The organism is Tenacibaculum singaporense, from assembly GCF_003867015.1.
Lineage (GTDB): Bacteria > Bacteroidota > Bacteroidia > Flavobacteriales > Flavobacteriaceae > Polaribacter > Polaribacter singaporensis.
On sequence record NZ_CP032548.1, the window covers coordinates 2,297,334 to 2,316,431 of the forward strand.

Here is a 19,098-nt window from a genome sequence, read left to right on the forward strand (position 1 = left end):
ATTCTACTTTTCTTTTGAAGTTTTAAGTACTTTACCTCTATATCTAATTGAGTTTTTCTGCGTACTATTTACATAGATAGTACTCGATAAGCTAGGATATACTCTAACTATAACATTATAATTTTCAGTTGATGTATTTTTATCCTTTATTTTAAAACTAATTTTGTAACTATTCTCTTTATCTTCAGATACAACTAAATCTTCAGGAGTTCCTTCAAATTCAATTCCAATATCTGTACCTCCATAAGATCCGCCAGCTTGTCTTTCACCAAAATATGGTAAATATGCCGCAACAGTATCTTTTTTCATTTTGAAAAAATTACTATTTCCTACTAAATTAATGTTTCCAGCGTTACTTCCTATAGGTAACAAACCTGCATTAGCTATTTGTGCCATTGCATTTGTAACCATGGGTTCAGCCCACTCTGCTTCTATTTCAAAAGTTTTACTTTCTATAAGAGCGTTTAAGTTATCTATTTCTGCTTGAGTTGCATTTTTGGAAGAGGCACAACTAAGCAGTATAAAAATCATACTAATTAAAAAAACAAACCTTTTCATATCTTACTGTTTTTAAACCTTCTACAAGATACTTAAATATCGTAAAATTTTCAAGTAAATAAGAGTATTTAACGTTTGTTTTACTCTTTATCGGGTACAGAGAACAACTCTGGTTTTGCTCCTTTAATATCTCTATAAAAATCATAAAAATGATTCATATCAGCGTTCATATCATCTGTTAAGTAATAAGGAGGTGCTATTATAATTTGTTTATTTTTAAAATCGAAAGCAAACATTACCACAGGTACATTGGCTCCTTTTGCGATGTAATAAAATCCGGTTTTCCATGAAGCTACTTTAGCACGAGTCCCCTCAGGAGACAGCGCCAACCGGAATTCATCATGCTGATTAAAAACCGATACTATTGCATCCACCTTATTCGTACTTTTACTTCTATCAACAGGAGCTCCCCCTAAAGCTCTAAAAATAAAACCAAAAGGAGGTTTAAATAACGAAGCCTTACCTATAAAGTTAATTTTTACGCCAATAGTATTTCTAGCCAAAATAGCAATTGGAAAGTCTTTCCAACTGGTATGTGGAGCTCCAATAACAACGTATTTTTTTAAGTTTCTTGGAAAATCTCCAACTACCTTCCAGCCTAAAACTTTGTGAAATATAAATTTAGATATCATTTACTAGGTATAAAGTTCAATGATACGATTTTCCCTACAAAAATCAAATAATTTTAACCTATCTTGTCCTATATTTGTTCACTTAATAACCTTTTATTTATTCTAATGAATACCACTCTCTTACTTATTTTGACTGCTGCTAGCACCTTACTAATTGGGTTTGTTATTGGAAACTTACTCTCTAAATTGAAGTTTAAACAACAAACTTCTGATTTAGAAAAAGAGATTGTAACCCTACAAAACCATCAAGCTAATTTTGAAATTCAGAAAAAAGAAAAGGAAGAGTTATTTTCTCAGCAAAAGGAAGACTTTTTAAATAGATTAGACGAAAAAACTAAAGAAAATAGTGAATTACGTCGTGAAAAAGAGTTTACTGCTCTTGAATTAGCTAGAAAAAATGAGGAATTGAAAAATTTACAATTAAAGCTAAATGAAAATAAAGAAGAAGTAGAAAAGCTACAGGATAAGTTTACCAAAGAGTTTGAAAATTTAGCGAACAAAATTCTAGACGAGAAATCGAATAAATTTACTGAGCAGAACAAGAAAAACATAAAGGATATTTTAAATCCGCTTCAAGAAAAAATTCAAACCTTTGAAAAGAAGGTTGAAGACACTCAAAAAGAAAGTATTTCAATGCATTCTGCTTTAAAAGAGCAATTGTTAGGGTTAAAAGAGTTAAACGCTCAAATGAGTAAGGAAACATTAAACCTAACCAAAGCTTTGAAAGGTGATAGTAAAACTCAAGGAAATTGGGGAGAATTAGTCTTAGAACGTGTCTTAGAGAAATCTGGTTTAGAAAAAGACAGAGAATACTTTGTGCAACAATCTTTTACCAATGATGAAGGTAAGCGTATTATGCCGGATGTAGTGATTCACCTGCCAGACAACAAAAAAATGGTAGTCGACTCTAAAGTATCTTTAACTGCTTATGAACAATATGTAAATAGTGAAGATGATATTGAAAAAGAACGTTTTGTAAAAGAACATGTAAACTCATTAAAGCGACATGTTGAGCAGCTTTCAGAAAAAAAGTATGAGGATATTTATAAAATAGAGTCTCCTGATTTTGTATTACTGTTTGTGCCTATTGAACCAGCTTTTGCAGTAGCTTTAAATGAAGACAATACTTTATATAATAAAGCTTTTGAAAGGAATATTGTTATTGTTACTCCGACTACTTTACTAGCTACCTTACGTACTATTGATACCATGTGGAATAACGAAAAACAGCAACGTAATGCTTTAGAAATTGCACGACAAGCAGGTGCTTTATATGATAAATTTCAAGGCTTACTAACCGACTTAGTAAATATTGGTAAGAAAATAGATGGTACTAAAGCCGATTATGCCGCAGCTATGAATAAACTAGTAGAAGGTAGAGGAAACTTAATTACAAGTGTAGAAAAGCTCAAGAAAATGGGAGCCAAAGCTAAAAAAGCGCTACCTGAAAAAATTCTCGAACGAGCTCAAGATAATGACGAATAAAAAAAGCTGCCTTAAAAAAGACAGCTTTTAAATTTTATATAATACAGAAATTATTTTCCGAAATAGAAAGTAGCACCAATATTAATTCCAAAAGAAGAATAAGGAACTTTTTGAGATAATTGCTTTTCTCCAGCTGGATTTGCACCAAAAGGCAACTCATCAACATACTCTATATTTTTGTTAAATACAGCAGCTAAAGGATTATATTGAGCGTTAGGGTGATTAGCGAAAATAGCTTTTACTTGCTCTATAGATCTTGCTTCTCCATTAACATTTGCTGAAAATTCAGTAATCTCTGAAGTATCTCTAGTAACACTAATTCCCATGTATTCTAATTCTGCAAAAAGAGACACTTTATCACTTAAGTCATACTTATATCCAACAGCACCAATAAATCCTAAAGGTAAACGTCCTTCGTAATCTTGGGTGTAATCAACGTTAAGCATTTCTGTTTGAGATAGTGCCATTTTTATTTTTCCATCAGATTCAGTTTTTCCTCCTACCTTAATTAAGGCTCCAAAACGTCCATAAATGTTATTAGTAAATTTATAAACCAACGAGGCAGATGCTCCATAAGCTTTACCTCTAGCTTCAATATTTATATATTGAGCTTGAGCAGGTAAATCAACTAAAAGAGAAGTTTGATCTGCCCCATTTAAATACCCAACACCTACTTCTACACCAAAAGTGTCATTAAAAAAATATCCACCTCTTAATTGAGTGTGCATACCTTCTCCATAACTACCGTAAGTGTTCTCTACTCCTGCAGTTGTTGTTTCAGTTCCAAACCTTACTCCTGCACTAGATATAGAATACCCTCCACTAGCAGAAACATAAAATTGAGCACTTGCACTTACTGTTGCTAAAATCATAGCAAACATTAAAATACTTTTTTTCATAATAAATTATTTGTTAACTTTAAATTGATAATAAGTAAACAAACGTAGTAAAAATCTAGGATTAACGAGACTTTATTACTGTTAAATTATTAGTATTATTGCGGTTAAAAGCTTTATTAAAACGAATTGTTTTTTGAATAAAAATATTTTACACACTGAGGTTCAGAGTTATATTAATGATAACTTAAAAGTAAACATAGAACAATTTATTTTTAAAGGAAGTCCCTTTAAAGATGTCTCTGTTCAAGAACTAGCCAATCAAATTATAGCAAAACAAAAATCAGAAAAAAAATTACCAACTTGGTTTCATACAAAAAACATTTATTATCCTCCCAAACTAAGTATCGAACAAACTTCTTCTGAAGTAACAGCTGAATACAAATCAAAGTTAGTTAATGGAAGTTCTATAATTGATATTACAGGAGGTTTTGGTGTTGATTGTTATGCTTTTTCTAAACGATTTAAAAAGGTTGTACATTGTGAAATAAACAAAGAACTTTCAGAGACTGTTTCTTACAATTACGAACAAATAAACATTTCAAATATTAAATCTGTTGCTACAGATGGATTAGAATATTTAAAAACCACTTCTGAAAAATTTGATTGTATCTATATTGATCCTTCTCGGAGAAGTGACACAAAAGGGAAAGTTTTTTTACTAAGTGATTGTTTACCTAATGTACCTGAAAACTTAGATTTTTTATTCGAAAAATCGAATACGATTCTAATCAAAAATTCTCCTATCCTAGACATTACTTCAACTATTAACGAACTAAAATGTGTAAACGAGATTCATGTTGTAGCAGTGAATAATGAGGTAAAAGAGTTACTTTTTCTATTAAAGAAAAATATTAAACAATCAGTCGAGATAAAAACATGTAATATTTTGAAAAACAGTATTCAACATTTTTCATTCAATACGAAAGACAGTTTTAATTTTGATTATTCTTTACCTCTTAAATATCTTTACGAACCTAACGCTGCTATTTTAAAGTCAGGAGGGTTTAACCAAGTAGCAAACCAACAAAAAGTAAACAAACTACATCAACATTCTCACCTTTATACTTCAGAAAATTTAGCTGAAGATTTTCCGGGAAGAATCTTTGAAATCAACAATGTATTTACCTACAATAAAAAAAAGATAAAAAAGCAAATAACTGAAACTAAAGCAAACGTTACAACACGTAATTTCCCAAAAACAGTAGCTCAAATTAGAAAAGAAACAAAATTAAAAGATGGAGGAAGTACTTACCTTTTTTTTACCACAAACCTTAACAACGAATTAATAGTTGTTAACTGCACAAAAATTGATTAGTCCTTTATACTATTACTTATAATTTATCGTTTACCTAATTGATAGAAGCCCCTATCGAAAAGTATGTTTTATTGTTTAGGGGTAATAAAACATACTAAAAGCCTTGATTAACATCAGGGCTTTTCTTTTTTATCTACATTTGTTTTATCATGAAACAGACACAAAGCTATCAATCCATTAAACTTTCTACTAATTCTATAGAAAAATTTGATGACACTCTTGTTATAGAAGCTCCTTTACAAATAAACATCAACGAAGAACCATATACTGTCGTTATGAGAACCCCAGGTAATGATGAAGAATTAGTAAGAGGTTTATTATATGCAGAAGATATTTACAAAAAACAAAGTGAAGTAAAAATAGAGATAATTAAAAATGAAAAGGACTTTTCTACAATACTAAATGTAGAAATCCCTAAGGAAAAATTAGGAAAAGGTTACTTAAATAAGCGTACTCTTTTATCGGTTTCCTCATGTGGAATTTGTGGGAAAAAAGAATTAAAAGACGTACGTATAGAGGGTAACACCCTAAAAAACAGCACTAAAACTAATATTAAAGAATTAATAGAGGTAACAAGCCGTATATCTTTGAAAATGAATTGCAAACAAAGTTTGTTTAAAATTACAGGAGGCAGTCACGCTTGTGCAGTTTTCAATAAAAAAGAAGAATTATTAACTATTAAAGAAGATATCGGTCGTCACAATGCTGTAGATAAATGTGTTGGTGACTTAATCATTCAAAATAAATTAAAAGAAGCTAATTACATGTTAGTTAGTGGAAGGGTTTCTTACGAAATAGTTTCTAAGGCTTTCTTAGCTAAAATACCAATAATAATTGCAGTTTCAGCATGCTCTTCTTTAGCTGTAGATTTTGCAAAAGAATTTGGAATTTTTCTTATAGGTTTTAGCAGAGATCACAAAATGACTATCTATTCTTAAGAAAATGAACATTTTAATTGTAGAAGATGAATCAAGAATTGCCAAAAGAATCGAACGAATGACTCGTGATATTTTGGGCGATACCTTACAATCGTTAAAATACGCGAATACACTTCATGAAGCATTACGGTTTATTGAAAATAATACATTGGATCTTATCCTTTTGGATTTAAACCTTAACGGTGACAATGGCTTTGACCTACTTACAACCGCAGTTTCTAAATCGTTTCATACGATAGTTATTTCTGCCTATAAAAATCAAGCAATTACAGCTTTTGAATATGGAGTCCTGGATTTTGTTCCTAAACCTTTTAATAGAGATCGACTAGAACAAGCTATAAATAGAATTAGTACAAAAGAAAAAGTAACTATAAATACAGTTAAATTCTTAGCTGTAAAAAAACGACAAAAAGTACAGTTAATTCCTATGGAAGATGTACTTTACATCAAAGGAGCTGGTGTTTATACAGAACTCTTTTTAAAAGATGAAAAAAAAGAGTTACATGACAAGTCACTCGAAAAACTAGAACAGCTGTTATCTCCTTCTTTTGAACGTATCCATAAATCGTACTTAGTCAAAATGACTGAAATAAAAGAAATTATTGTAGAACCTGGTAGCAAATATATAGCCGAGTTGAAAAACGGGACTCGTATTCCTATCGGGAGAACTAAATATAAAAGCATAAAAGAAAAATGGTTTTAAATAAAAAACCACCTGAATTACAGGTGGTTTTTATGTTTTTACCTAAAGTAGGTTGTATTATTTTACAAAGTTAATTTTACGCATACGTAAACTTTCTGGAGTAACTTCTAAGTACTCATCTGGTCTAATATACTCCATACATTCTTCTAATGAGAAATCGATTTTTGGAGCAATTTTCACACCATCATCAGAACCTGAAGCACGTACGTTTGTTAACTTTTTTCCTTTAATTAAGTTTACAGCCATATCATCTGCCTTGGCATTTTCACCTACAACCTGACCTTTGTAAATCTCTTGGTTAGGATCAATAAAGAAACGTCCTCTGTCTTGTAAACGGTCAATAGCATAAGCGGTTGCTTTTCCTGTTTCTGAAGAAACAATAGCACCTTTTAATTCTTCTGCAAACTCTCCTTTATAAGGTCCATATTCGCTGAATCGGTGGTTTATAATTGCTTGACCAGCTGTTGCTGTTAATATTTTATTACGTAAACCAATTAACCCTCTTGATGGAATGGTAAACTCTAAATGTTGTAAATCTCCTTTTGGCTCCATTACTAATAAGTCTCCTTTACGTAAAGAAACTAAGTTAATTGCTTTAGAAGCTACATCTTCAGGAACATCAATTGATAATGTTTCGTATGGTTCACACTTAACTCCGTCAATCTCTTTTAAAATTACTTGAGGACGACCTACTTGTAATTCGTATCCTTCACGACGCATCGTTTCAATTAATACAGATAAGTGTAATACACCACGTCCGAAAACGTTAAATTTATCCTCTGTATCTGTTTCATCAACACGTAAAGCTAAGTTTTTCTCCATCTCCTTAAATAAGCGATCACGTAAGTGACGAGAAGTTACAAACTTACCTTCTTTACCAAAGAATGGAGAGTTATTAATAGTAAATAACATACTCATAGTAGGTTGATCTACTTCAATTCTTGGTAAAGCTTCTGGATTATCTACATCGGCAATCGTATCACCAATTTCAAAGTCATCTAAACCTGTTACTGCACAAATATCTCCACTACGAACTTTGTCTGCTTCAGCTTTACCCATTCCTTCAAAAACGTGTAGCTCTTTAATGCGGACTTTTTTAGTGCTTCCATCTGCTTTACAAAGCATATAGTCTTTGTTTTTTTCTAAATCTCCTCGGTATACACGTCCAATAGCTATTCTTCCTTTAAATGAAGAATAATCTAACGATGTAATTTGCATTTGTGGAGATCCTTCACGATATGGTGCTTCTGGAATTGTTTCTAAAACAGCATCTAACAAAGGAACAATATCTTCAGTTGGTTTTTGCCAATCTGTACTCATCCATCCATTTTTGGCTGAACCATAAATAGTTGTAAAGTCTAATTGATCTTCATTTGCTTCTAAAGCAAACATTAAATCAAATACTTTTTCGTGTACTAAATCTGGCGTACAGTTTTCTTTATCTACCTTGTTTACTACTACGATAGGAGTTAACCCCAACTCAATTGCTTTTCCTAATACAAAACGAGTTTGTGGCATTGGTCCTTCAAAAGCATCAACCAATAATAAAACTCCATCTGCCATTTTTAGTACACGTTCTACTTCTCCACCAAAATCGGCGTGACCAGGAGTATCAATTACATTAATTTTAACTCCTTTATAGTTTACTGATACGTTTTTAGATAAAATGGTAATACCACGTTCACGCTCTAAGTCGTTATTATCTAATAATAAATCAGTACGCTCTTTACGTTCATCTAAAATTTTAGCTTGATCTATAATTTTGTCTACCAAGGTTGTCTTTCCGTGGTCAACGTGTGCTATAATAGCAATATTTCTTATTGATTGCATTCGTGCTTATTTTGAAGCTGCAAAAGTAGTGTTTTATTGTTTACGATTTACGAAATTTTATTTATGAATTCGTAATGTTTCATTTAATGCGTTGTGAAAACGTCATTTTATATGATTTTCTCTTATTTTTAAAGAGTATTGAGATTTTTATTTTTCATCTTAATTCAGATAAAAAACATAATTTATAGTGAAGTTACTCTAGTTTAGAGTTTTCTAACTCCTCATCATCTTCCTTAAAAGCACTTGGTAAAATGTCTGGAATTAATTTTATAAGTAAAGGCAAAAGTAAAGCTCCACCAGGAAGCATAAACACAGTGAAAGCAGGAATTGCTTTACAAATATCAAGTGTTTGCTCTTTTACTTTTGCCTTTTCTTCGTCAGTTAATGAAGTTGTTAGTGATTTTCTAACAAGAAATATAAGCTCCCTGCTTTCTTGGAGTTCCTTAGCTAATCTTTTTTTGTTTTTATAGATAGCTTCTTTTATTTCATCAACTGTATTCATTAAAGCTTTCTACGTGCTTTTTCAGTTTTAAGTAAATTCAATTCTCTGGAAGTTTGCCCAGCTACTGAAGTGTTTTCTTCTGCTCTACGAATTAAATATGGCATCACATCACGAACGGGTCCGAATGGAACATACTTCGCTACATTATATCCTTCTTTGGCCAAATTGAAACTAATATGATCACTCATACCATAAAGTTGTCCAAACCACATGCGTTTATCGTCTTTAGCAATATTATGTTCTTTAGCTAAATCCATTAATAAATATGAGCTTTCTTCATTGTGAGTTCCTGCAAAAATTGCCATGTTTTTATGATCCATCATATAACGAACTGCTTCATTATAATTGTCATCCGTTGCTTGTTTATCCACACATATAGGAGACTCGTAACCATTTTCTTTAGCCCTTTCACGCTCTTTTTCCATATAAGCTCCACGAACAACTTTCATTCCAATATGATATCCTTTTTGGTGAGCTCTTTGGTGTAAGTTTCGCAGATATTCCATACGATCATGACGATACATTTGTAGCGTATTGAAAACAATGGCTTTTTCTTTATTGTAAATTTCCATTAACTCTTCAATTAAATTATCTGCAGCATCTTGCATCCAGCTTTCCTCTGCGTCAATTAGTAATGGAACATCTTTTTCTTTTGCAGCTTTACATACGGTATGAAAACGTTCTACAACTCTATCCCACTCTACTTTTTCTTCTGAAGTTAACTCTTTTCCTTCAGTTAATTTTTGATACAAGTCAAAACGTCCAAAACCTGTTGGCTTAAAAACTGCATAAGGTATAGATTGCTTTTCTTCAGCAAAATTGATCGTTTTCAACGTCATTTTTAAAGCATCATCAAATTGGGCTTCATCTTCCTTTCCTTCTACTGAATAATCTAAAACACTATGTACATTACCTTGTTCGTACATTTTTTCGATATTAGGTAAACAATCATCTTCACTTACTCCTCCACAAAAATGATCAAAAACTGTTGAACGGATTAATCCTTCAACTGGTAAGTGTGCTTTTAAAGCAAAGTTTGTTACCGCTGTACCTATTCGAACCATTGGTTGGCTCTGAATCATTTTAAACAAAAAATATGCACGTTCTAACTCTGAGTCAGATTTTAATTTAAAAGCAGTTTCTGTATTATCAAAAAGTCTCATTATCGAGGTAATATTATATCTTTATTTATAGAGACAAATATAATTGAGTAGACTGATATATTTTAATTTTTTCTATTTAATTTCGCCTTATATTTTTTTGTTATTATGACCACAATTAACGCAGCAACATACCCTATTCATTTTGAAGAAAAAGGCTATAATGAATTAACTTCTTTAGTTTCTGAAAGAAACTATTCTTCAGTTTTTATTTTAGTGGATGACAACACTTTAGACTGTTGCTATCCTCGATTTATACAGTTATTTGCTACCGATAAACCTATTGAAGTCATTCAAATTGATGCTGGTGAAGTTCATAAAAACATAGAAACTTGTATGGAGGTTTGGAATGTAATGACTGAATTAGGAGCTGATAGAAAAAGTTTATTAATTACCTTAGGTGGTGGTGTGATTACTGATTTAGGTGGTTTTGTTGCATCTACATTTAAACGTGGAATTGATTTTGTGAATATTCCTACAACCTTATTAAGCATGGTAGATGCTTCTGTAGGTGGAAAAACAGGAGTTGATTTAGGTGTTTTAAAAAACCAGATTGGTGTATTTGCCAACCCTGAATTGATTATTATTGATTCTGAATACTTACACACCGTAACTCCTAGAGAAATTCGTTCTGGTACTGCGGAAATTATTAAATATGGAATGACCCACGACATCAAGTTATTTAATGAAATTAAAGATAACGATAAACTTAATATTGTTGATTTGATTCATCGTTCGATAGAAATTAAGAATGAAGTTGTTTTAGAAGACCCTAAAGAACAAGGTGTTCGTAAGGTTTTAAACTGGGGACATACTATTGGGCATGGTGTAGAGTCTTATTTTTTAGAGAACCCGAAAAAAGAAGCCTTAACACATGGTGAAGCTATTGCCATTGGAATGGTTTGCGAAGCTTACTTGTCAGCAAAAGTTTTAGAATTTCCAGAAGATAAAGTCTCTGAAGTAAAAGATACTATTATCAAAATTTATGGTAAAGTAGTTTTATCTGAAGGTGATTTTCAGCCTATTCTTGAATTGATGAAACATGATAAAAAGAATATAGGAGGAGAAATTAACTTTGTGCTCCTTAACGATTATGAAGATTTTAAAATAAACAGCAAAGCTTCTGATGATTTAATTAAAGAAAGCTTACAATTTTATAATTTATAAGAGTTTTTATACCTCTTTATTTTAATTTTTCTTCTATATATTTCTTGGCTGTTTCATAAATAGCATCTACTTCTTTAGTAGTAAACCCGCTAAATTCGCCTAAAGGGAAACAAATAGTTGCGTATGTTTTAAAGAATTTATGCTCTTCAGAAGAAAGCATTAAAAGTTTAGATGTATGCGCTAAAACTTTTAAAGTTGTATTTAATTCTTCGCTAGTTTTTTCAGAAGGATATACTACATAACTCCCTACAATAGGATATTCAGAATCTTTGAATGGTGTAGTTGGAAAGTTGTCTATAATTCCTCCATCAGAATATAGCATATCATTCATTTTTATAGGGTTGAATAAACCAGGTAATGCACAAGAAGCTAAAACTGGTTTTAACAAGTCGCCTTTATAAAAATACTGGGTAGTTCCTTTATTCAAATTGGTTGTAGAAACTGTTAAAGGGATATTCAACTCTTCAAATGTCGGTTTTATCTTATCTTCTATTAGTCTTGCATAATTTGAAGAATTAAAAATTCCTGGTTTTGCTATGGTTATCCAAGAAAACTGAAATATTTCAGTGGTTTTAAAGAAGTTCAAAATTTCTTGTGGTCTCATACCAGAAGCATACATAGATCCAACTAATGAACCAGAACTACATGCTGAAATAGCATTAATTTTGATATTTAATTCTTCTAGTTTTTCTAATAATGCAATATGGGCTACTCCTTTTTCCGCTCCTCCACTTAATACCAAGTTGATAGGTACTTTAGCATCTAAGGTTTTTATTTTTTCAAGAGAGCATTGATACTTTTCTTTAATCATCTTTCTCTAATTGTTAGCTTTTATTTTTTTATTAAATATAGCATAATAATTCTTAATTGAATTATAGTAAGTTTAACTTACATAACACTTTTTATAAAGTCTTTCATAAGCAGGTAATATATTATCTAGTGAAAATAACTTGATATGTTCTTTAGCGTTCTCTTTAAATTCGTTTAAAACTTCTTCATCTTTTAAAATATTAATAGCATTGTTAGCCATACCCTCAATATCACCTAGTTCACTTAAAAAACCAGTTACACCATCAATGTTTACTTCTGGTAACCCTCCTGTATTTGTAGAGATAACAGGTGTACTTGCTGCCATTGCTTCCAAAGCTGCTAATCCGAAGCTTTCTGTTTCAGACGGTAATAAAAACACATCGGTATAACATAATATTTTTGCCACCTCTGTACTATTTCCCATAAACAATACTTTGTCTTCTATTTCTAGTTCTTTAGCTAAGTTTTCTGCTTTTAAACGTTCTGGACCATCACCAACCATAAGTAATTTTGAAGGAATTTCTTTTTGAACCTTATTAAAAATTCGAATTACATCGTCGGTACGTTTAACTGGTCTAAAATTACTTATGTGCGTTAAAATTCTTTCTTCTGGTTGCGCTAAGGCTACTCTTTTACATTCTCCTTCATGTGCTTTATCATATTTTTCACCATCAATAAAGTTATATACTACTTTAATATCTTTTTCAATATTAAATAATCTAAGTGTATCTTCTTTTAAACTGTTAGATACCGCTGTAACTTCATCTGATTTATTTATACTAAATTCTACTGCGGTTTTGTAGGTTGGATGACTTCCTACCAAAGTAATATCGGTACCGTGCAATGTTGTTACCACTTTTACGTCAATTCCTTTATCTTGAAGCATTTTTTTTGCCATATAAGCAGCATAGGCATGCGGAATAGCATAGTGAACGTGCAATACTTCTAGATCGTACTTTTGTACTACCTCTACCATTTTACTCGACAACGCTAATTCATAAGGTTGGTATTGAAATAACGGGTATTCTTCTAAAACAACTTCATGAAAATGTAACCGATGAGAAAAAAAATCTAATCGAACTGGCTGATTGTACGTTATAAAGTGTACTTCGTGTCCTTTATCTGCTAATGCCATTCCTAATTCAGTTGCTACTACTCCACTTCCTCCAAAGGTAGGATAACATACAATTCCTATTTTCATGTGTATCTGTTGATTATTTTTTTAATATGATTACTGACGTAAATTTACGGTATTACTTACTTTTTTTTGTAAAGATTTTCATAAAATAAAAACGCCATTACAACTTTGTAATGGCGTTTAAAATATTTAACTACGTTCTTTATTTAGTAATCTCCTAAAGTTTCTGGATTTTGAGCTAAAGCAACCTCTAACTGCTCATCATTAGGTGCTTTACCATGCCATGCATGGGTGTGCATCATAAAATCAACTCCATTCCCCATTTCTGTGCGTAATAATACACAAACTGGCTTACCTTTTCCTGTTCTAGATTTTGCTTCTGCCATTCCTGCTAAAATAGCTTCTACATTGTTTCCTTCTGCAATTTCTACAACATCCCAACCGAAAGCTTCAAATTTAGCTTTTAAGCTTCCCATAGCTAAAACTTCATCAGTAGATCCATCAATTTGCTTTTCATTTACATCTACGGTAGAAATTAAGTTATCAACCTTTTTAGCTGCTGCATACATTACAGCTTCCCAAATTTGTCCTTCTTGTAACTCACCATCTCCGTGTAAAGAATATACAGTTTTGTTATCACCATCTAACTTTTTTGCTTGGGCTGCACCAATAGCAACACTCATACCCTGGCCTAACGATCCTGAAGCAATACGCACTCCTGGTAAATGTTCGTGTGTAGTTGGGTGCCCTTGTAAACGAGAGTCTAATTTTCTAAATGTTTCTAATTCGGCTACTGGGAAAAACCCACTACGAGCTAAAACACTATAATAAACTGGCGAAATGTGTCCGTTTGATAAAAAGAATAAATCTTCGTTTTTACCATCCATAGAAAAATCAGTAGAATAGTCCATGATTTCTTGGTATAAACACGTAAAAAATTCTGCACACCCTAAAGAACCTCCTGGATGTCCTGAATTTACAGCATGTACCATGCGTACAATGTCTCTACGAACTTGTTGTGTAAACTCTTGTAATTGTTGTGTTGTTGGCATTATTGTTTTGTTTTATGCCCACAAATGTAATTGATTATGTAAAAATGAGCAATTACTTTTTTATTTAAGTAAAAAGAAAAAGGGTTCATATAAATTAAGTTTTCTTTTTCGTTTAATTTTCCCTTTCTAATGAATCGTTGTTGAACCCTTTATTTACGTGGTCCAAATAACTTATTTGTTTGTTTTATATACAAACAATGGTACACGGATTTTATAAAAAACGACTTTTAAAAACATATAAAAAACTCAATTACAGATACTTAATAAAAACATGTTTTTTTGGTATTTTTGCTTTCCAATTCGCTAATTTTTATGAAAAAGATACTTGTTTTACTTCATGTTATTGTACTAAGCTTAAAAGTGTATTCTCAAAACCATACAAAAAAAGACACTTTACTAGAGAAAAGTTTTGAAGAATTATCTGAGCTTTTTTATGCTAGTAAGCCTGATACATTAAAAGCAACCACTTATGCAAAAAAGTTTTTCTCTAAAGCGTTGAAAGAAAAAGATACTATACGAATGATGTCAGGAAAGTATTATTTGGCTGATATCCTAAATAATGAAAAAGTTTATTTAAATTTTTGTGACTCTCTAATAGACATAACAAAGAAAATACCAAACAAAAATTTCCCTGCTAATATATATATTAAAAAAGCAACTTTTTTATTCCATAAAAGACAAAATAGTAAAGCTTTGAAGGAGCTTATAAATGCGAATCAAATAATAGATAAACATAAAAATTTATATCTAAAAAATAAGGCATTATATTTAATGGGGACTATTTATAATTCCATAGGTCAAAAGAAAAAGGCTTTAAACTTATATAAACAAGTATATTATTTTGCTTTAAAAGAAAACCTGTTAGCAAAAGATGACTTCTTTTCTAGCCTCCTTATAAACTTGACAATAGAATACAGGAATCTTAATGAAATAGATTCTTCTTTACTGTATAACAACCGGGCTGTTAGCCTATATAAAAAAATAAATGATAGTGTTAGTTTGGGGTATTCTTATTTCTCTCTAGGTCTTATATATCAAAAGAAAAAAGAACATGAAAAAGCTTTAAAATCTTATTTAAAATCTATACCTGCCATAAAAAATGATGAAAATTATAGAATACTGGCAAGTACATACACAAAAGTAGCTAAACTATATGATTCAATTGGTCTTTACAGCAAATCGCTAAAATACCATTTGAAAGCTGACTCTTTGTTTAGTGTTAGAAAAATTCCAAGTAGATTTTTGGAAGATTCCTACAAGTATTTAATTAACCAATACAAAAATAAAAATCTAAAAAAGCAACTACTTTATATAAATAAGCTACTAGAAGTAAAAGAATTTAAATTAAATGAAAAAAATAAAGTGAATAAAACACTTATTGATGAATACGACATCCCAAACCTACTATCAGAAAAAAAACAGATCATAGAAAAACTAGAAAAAGAAATCAAGGAATCTAAAAAAAATAGAATAATTTATATTTCTTTATTGTTCCTTTCATTATTATTAATAGGATATCAAATTAAAAGGAAAAGAACTTTCAAAAAGCGTTTTATAGCATTAATTAATCAAAAAGAAACTATAAATAAAAAAGAAATACCACTTGTTTCTCCAATAACAAATAAACATGAAATTTCTAGTGAAACCATTAACATTATTATGAAAGGGCTTGAAGCTTTTGAAAAAAACACAGATTTTTTAAGCTCAAAGATAAACTTACAATTATTAGCTGATAGGTTAGATACTAATACTAGCTATTTATCAAAAATAATCAATCAACACAAAAAGAATTCTTTTTCTAATTATATAAATCAACTTAGAGTTGAATATGCTGTTGAAAAACTTAAAAATGATGTTTTGTGGAGAAAGTATACTATTAAAGCTATCGCACAAGAAGTTGGTTTTAAAAACGCTGAATCTTTTTCTAAAGCGTTCTATAAATTTACAGGTATAAAACCCTCATATTTTATTAAGGAGTTAGAAAAATCTGAAAAAGATTAAGTCTTTTGTTTTTTCTTTTTAGCGGCAGGGAACAATACATTGTTTAATATTAAACGATATCCTGGTGAGGTTGGATGCAAATCTAATTCTGTTTTAGGATCTCCTACTCTATGTTGGTAATCTTCAGGGTCGTGGCCTCCGTAAAAAGTAAACATTCCTTTTCCTTTGGTTCCATGAATATAGCGTCCTTCTCTATTGGTTTTGTTTTCTCCTAAAACAATGATGGTAGATTTTATTGTGTTAGGATCAAACGATGTTGTTTGTCCCATAAAACCTTTCACTAACATGGTGTGATTTTGGGTTAACATAGTCGGTACCTGATCCCATTTTGCAGAAAACTCTTTTAGCACAAAGTAATCTACTTCTTTTCTTATTCTTCGTTTACGAGTCATATCTATTGAAGAAAACTCATATGTAGTAGGATTACGAATCAATTCAAAATCTTTGAAGGCAAAAGTTTTATTGAAGTTTATTTTTGATTGATAATTAGGTTCTGAGGCATCTCCATCAAACATTCCTTCACAAATATCTACGCCATCAGCGGCCAGCGCAATATCAAAACTATCGGTTGCTGAACACATCGCAAACATAAATCCACCACCAACTACATAATCACGAATTTTTTTCGCTACTGCCCCTTTTTCTTTTGATACTTTACTGTATCCTAACTTCTTAGCTAAGGCTTCTGCATCTTTTTTTTGTTGAATGTACCAAGGTGCTGTTCTAAAAGCTCCATAAAAGCGTCCATATTGCCCTGTAAAATCTTCATGGTGTAAGTGTAACCACTCATAAAGTAACAATTTATCATTCAATACTTCTTCATCGTATACTACATCAAAAGGAATTTCAGCATACGTCAGTACCATAGTTACGGCATCATCCCAAGGCATTTTATCTTTTGGAGAATATACTGCTATTTTAGGTGCTTTTTCTAACGTAACTGCTTCTTGATTTTTAGAAGGCGAAGAAATTTCTTCTAAGATTAATGCTGATTTAGCATCTGAAATGATTTGATAGGATACACCTCGTATTTTGCATTCTTTTTCAACAGCTTCATTATTTTCAATTAAAAAAGCACCTCCATCATAATTTAACAACCATTTTGCCTTTAACCCACTTTCTAAAGCATAGTACACAATACCATATGCTTTTAAATGATTCTTCTGATTTTCGTCACTCATAGGTACATAAATAAAGGATGCACATAGTGAGTTAGAAAAAAGAAAAAATGCTAGTATGTAAAGAAATTGTTTCATATCAAAAACTAAAATACACAATTACTTTTAAGCAATTGTGTATTCTATAATATTTTAAGTTTTATTTAAAGGTTAAAACGGAACATCATCGTCACTTGGACCAAAAGCATCTTCTGGTGAAGCAAAATTACTTGATGCTACTTCATCGTTAAATCCTGAATTCATACTCGATTGGAATTCACTACTAAAGCCTTCTTCTAAATCCGAGAATTTTGCCAAGTGTCCTGTAAACTTCAAGCGAATATTATCCAATCCACCATTACGGTGTTTTGCTACAATAAACTCTCCTTGTCCTTCACATGGCGAATGATCATCGTCATCCCATTCTGTCATTCCATAATATTCAGGACGATAAATAAATGATACAATATCGGCATCCTGCTCAATTGCTCCAGATTCACGAAGATCGGATAGTAACGGACGTTTACTTCCTCCACGGGTTTCAACCGCACGCGATAACTGAGAAAGTGCAATTACAGGTACATTCAATTCTTTACCTAGTGCTTTTAAGTTACGCGAAATCGTCGAAATTTCTTGTTCACGGTTACCTCCTGCTCCTCCTGCTGTCATTAACTGTAAGTAATCAATAATTAAGATTTTAACTCCGTGTTGTGATACTAAACGACGTGCTTTTGCACGTAAATCAAAAATGGATAATGCAGGTGTATCATCAATAAAAATAGGCGCGTCTGAAAGCTTTTTTACTTTTACATTCAATTGCTCCCATTCATGAGGTTCTAAGTTTCCTTTACGTAATTTTTCAGAAGTCAACCCTGTTTCTGAAGAAATCATACGTGTAATTAACTGCACCGATGACATCTCCAGTGAGAATAATGCTACTGGATGTCCGAAATCAATCGCCATATTTTTAGCCATCGATATTACGAAAGCGGTTTTACCCATACCAGGACGTGCAGCGATAATGATTAAATCGGTAGGTTGCCAACCCGAGGTTAATGCATCTAGTTTGGTAAATCCGGTTGCCAAACCACTCATCCCTTCTTTGGTTGAAATTTCTTGAATCTTATTAATCGATTGCTGAACTAAAGAGTCAGCTCTTTCCGCTCCCTTTTTAAGGTTTCCTTGCGTTACTTCGAATAATTTTCCTTCGGCATCATCTAACAAATCAAAAACATCAACAGTTTCATCGTATGCGTTTTCAATAATTTCAGAAGAAATGGTAATTAATTTACGTTGAATGAATTTTTCTAGGATAATTCTAGAGTGAAATTCAATATGTGCAGATGAGGCTACTTTTTGAGTTAACCCAATTAAGTAAAAATCTCCCCCTGCTAAATCTAACTTTCCATTTTTCTTTAATTGATTTGATACAGAAAGTAAATCAATTGGTTCTGAGTTTTGGAAAAGCTCGTAAATAGCGGCATAAATTTCTTGGTGCCTTTTATCATAAAAAGCATCAGGATGTAAAATATCAATTACTTCATCAATCCCTTTTTTATCAATCATCATAGCCCCCAAAACAGCCTCTTCTAACTCTAAAGCCTGCGGTGGTAACTTTCCTTTTTCTAAGCTTATAATTCTAGCTTTATCTATTTTTGTTCCTTTGAGAGATTGGGTTCTTTCCATAATAGCAAAAGTAAATTTTTAAGATGATATTAGTAGAGACATTATTCAATTTTCTTTATGCACAT

The 19,098-nt window shown here is 31.4% G+C and carries 17 protein-coding genes; 6 read left to right on the forward strand and 11 right to left on the reverse strand.

The window, feature by feature from the left end:
• Positions 1–3 precede the first annotated feature (3 nt).
• Entirely contained in the window at positions 4–558 is a 555-nt protein-coding gene (locus D6T69_RS10230) for a DUF4251 domain-containing protein (protein ID WP_125067643.1), read from the reverse strand.
• An 80-nt stretch (positions 559–638) separates the two neighbouring features.
• On the reverse strand, positions 639–1,190 hold the full coding sequence (locus tag D6T69_RS10235; RefSeq protein ID WP_125067644.1) for a 1-acyl-sn-glycerol-3-phosphate acyltransferase: 552 nt from the start codon (positions 1,188–1,190) through the stop codon (positions 639–641).
• A 105-nt stretch (positions 1,191–1,295) separates the two neighbouring features.
• Between D6T69_RS10235 and rmuC the strand changes: the two genes are divergently transcribed.
• Positions 1,296–2,675 carry a DNA recombination protein RmuC gene (rmuC, locus tag D6T69_RS10240; RefSeq protein ID WP_125067645.1) on the forward strand — a complete coding sequence of 460 codons (1,380 nt, stop codon included), beginning with the start codon at positions 1,296–1,298 and terminating at the stop codon, positions 2,673–2,675.
• Between the two features lie 50 nt (positions 2,676–2,725).
• On the opposite strand, the gene D6T69_RS10245 is transcribed toward rmuC, so the two are convergent.
• The gene (locus tag D6T69_RS10245; protein ID WP_125067646.1) at positions 2,726–3,574 is read right to left on the reverse strand and encodes an outer membrane beta-barrel protein; all 849 of its coding nucleotides are present in this window, start codon (positions 3,572–3,574) and stop codon (positions 2,726–2,728) included.
• A gap of 133 nt (positions 3,575–3,707) precedes the next feature.
• On the opposite strand from D6T69_RS10245, the gene D6T69_RS10250 reads away from it, so the two are divergent.
• The 3 genes from D6T69_RS10250 to D6T69_RS10260 all read left to right on the forward strand — a co-directional run bounded on the left by D6T69_RS10250 (position 3,708) and on the right by D6T69_RS10260 (position 6,530).
• Positions 3,708–4,889 carry a class I SAM-dependent methyltransferase gene (locus tag D6T69_RS10250; protein ID WP_125067647.1) on the forward strand — a complete coding sequence of 394 codons (1,182 nt, stop codon included), beginning with the start codon at positions 3,708–3,710 and terminating at the stop codon, positions 4,887–4,889.
• Between the two features lie 149 nt (positions 4,890–5,038).
• The gene (gene fdhD / locus D6T69_RS10255; RefSeq protein WP_125067648.1) at positions 5,039–5,827 is read left to right on the forward strand and encodes a formate dehydrogenase accessory sulfurtransferase FdhD; all 789 of its coding nucleotides are present in this window, start codon (positions 5,039–5,041) and stop codon (positions 5,825–5,827) included.
• Between the two features lie 4 nt (positions 5,828–5,831).
• Entirely contained in the window at positions 5,832–6,530 is a 699-nt protein-coding gene (locus D6T69_RS10260; RefSeq protein WP_125067649.1) for a LytR/AlgR family response regulator transcription factor, read from the forward strand.
• Positions 6,531–6,587: 57 nt separating this feature from the next.
• On the opposite strand, the gene typA is transcribed toward D6T69_RS10260, so the two are convergent.
• The 3 genes from typA to D6T69_RS10275 all read right to left on the reverse strand — a co-directional run bounded on the left by typA (position 6,588) and on the right by D6T69_RS10275 (position 10,028).
• On the reverse strand, positions 6,588–8,360 hold the full coding sequence (gene typA / locus D6T69_RS10265) for a translational GTPase TypA (protein ID WP_047788868.1): 1,773 nt from the start codon (positions 8,358–8,360) through the stop codon (positions 6,588–6,590).
• Between the two features lie 193 nt (positions 8,361–8,553).
• The gene (locus D6T69_RS10270; protein ID WP_125067650.1) at positions 8,554–8,862 is read right to left on the reverse strand and encodes an LETM1 domain-containing protein; all 309 of its coding nucleotides are present in this window, start codon (positions 8,860–8,862) and stop codon (positions 8,554–8,556) included.
• Entirely contained in the window at positions 8,862–10,028 is a 1,167-nt protein-coding gene (locus D6T69_RS10275) for a proline dehydrogenase family protein (RefSeq protein ID WP_125067651.1), read from the reverse strand. Before D6T69_RS10275 ends, D6T69_RS10270 begins: the two co-directional genes overlap by 1 nt.
• A gap of 102 nt (positions 10,029–10,130) precedes the next feature.
• Here D6T69_RS10275 and aroB point away from each other — a divergent pair, with 102 nt between their 5' ends.
• Positions 10,131–11,189: a 3-dehydroquinate synthase gene (gene aroB, locus D6T69_RS10280; RefSeq protein WP_125067652.1), complete on the forward strand. Its 1,059-nt coding sequence runs from the start codon at positions 10,131–10,133 to the stop codon at positions 11,187–11,189.
• A 16-nt stretch (positions 11,190–11,205) separates the two neighbouring features.
• Here the strand turns inward: aroB and D6T69_RS10285 are convergent, their stop codons facing one another.
• From D6T69_RS10285 to D6T69_RS10295, 3 genes are all read right to left on the reverse strand, one after another.
• Positions 11,206–12,000, reverse strand: a complete 795-nt coding sequence (locus D6T69_RS10285; RefSeq protein ID WP_125067653.1) for a patatin-like phospholipase family protein — start codon at positions 11,998–12,000, stop codon at positions 11,206–11,208.
• A 72-nt stretch (positions 12,001–12,072) separates the two neighbouring features.
• The gene (bshA, locus tag D6T69_RS10290) at positions 12,073–13,200 is read right to left on the reverse strand and encodes an N-acetyl-alpha-D-glucosaminyl L-malate synthase BshA (protein WP_125067654.1); all 1,128 of its coding nucleotides are present in this window, start codon (positions 13,198–13,200) and stop codon (positions 12,073–12,075) included.
• Positions 13,201–13,343: 143 nt separating this feature from the next.
• On the reverse strand, positions 13,344–14,189 hold the full coding sequence (locus D6T69_RS10295) for a transketolase (protein WP_125067655.1): 846 nt from the start codon (positions 14,187–14,189) through the stop codon (positions 13,344–13,346).
• A gap of 312 nt (positions 14,190–14,501) precedes the next feature.
• On the opposite strand from D6T69_RS10295, the gene D6T69_RS10300 reads away from it, so the two are divergent.
• A complete protein-coding gene (locus D6T69_RS10300; RefSeq protein ID WP_125067656.1) occupies positions 14,502–16,190 on the forward strand; it encodes an AraC family transcriptional regulator in 1,689 nt (562 codons plus the stop codon).
• Here D6T69_RS10300 and D6T69_RS10305 read toward each other — a convergent pair.
• Both D6T69_RS10305 and dnaB read right to left on the reverse strand, forming a co-directional pair.
• Positions 16,187–17,371 (reverse strand): asparagine synthetase B, encoded by a 1,185-nt coding sequence (locus tag D6T69_RS10305; protein ID WP_125067657.1) that lies wholly within the window; start codon positions 17,369–17,371, stop codon positions 16,187–16,189. The two genes, D6T69_RS10300 and D6T69_RS10305, sit on opposite strands and share 4 nt — an antisense overlap.
• Positions 17,372–17,518: 147 nt before the next feature.
• Positions 17,519–19,033 (reverse strand): replicative DNA helicase, encoded by a 1,515-nt coding sequence (gene dnaB / locus D6T69_RS10310; protein WP_047788883.1) that lies wholly within the window; start codon positions 19,031–19,033, stop codon positions 17,519–17,521.
• Positions 19,034–19,098: the final 65 nt, after the last annotated feature.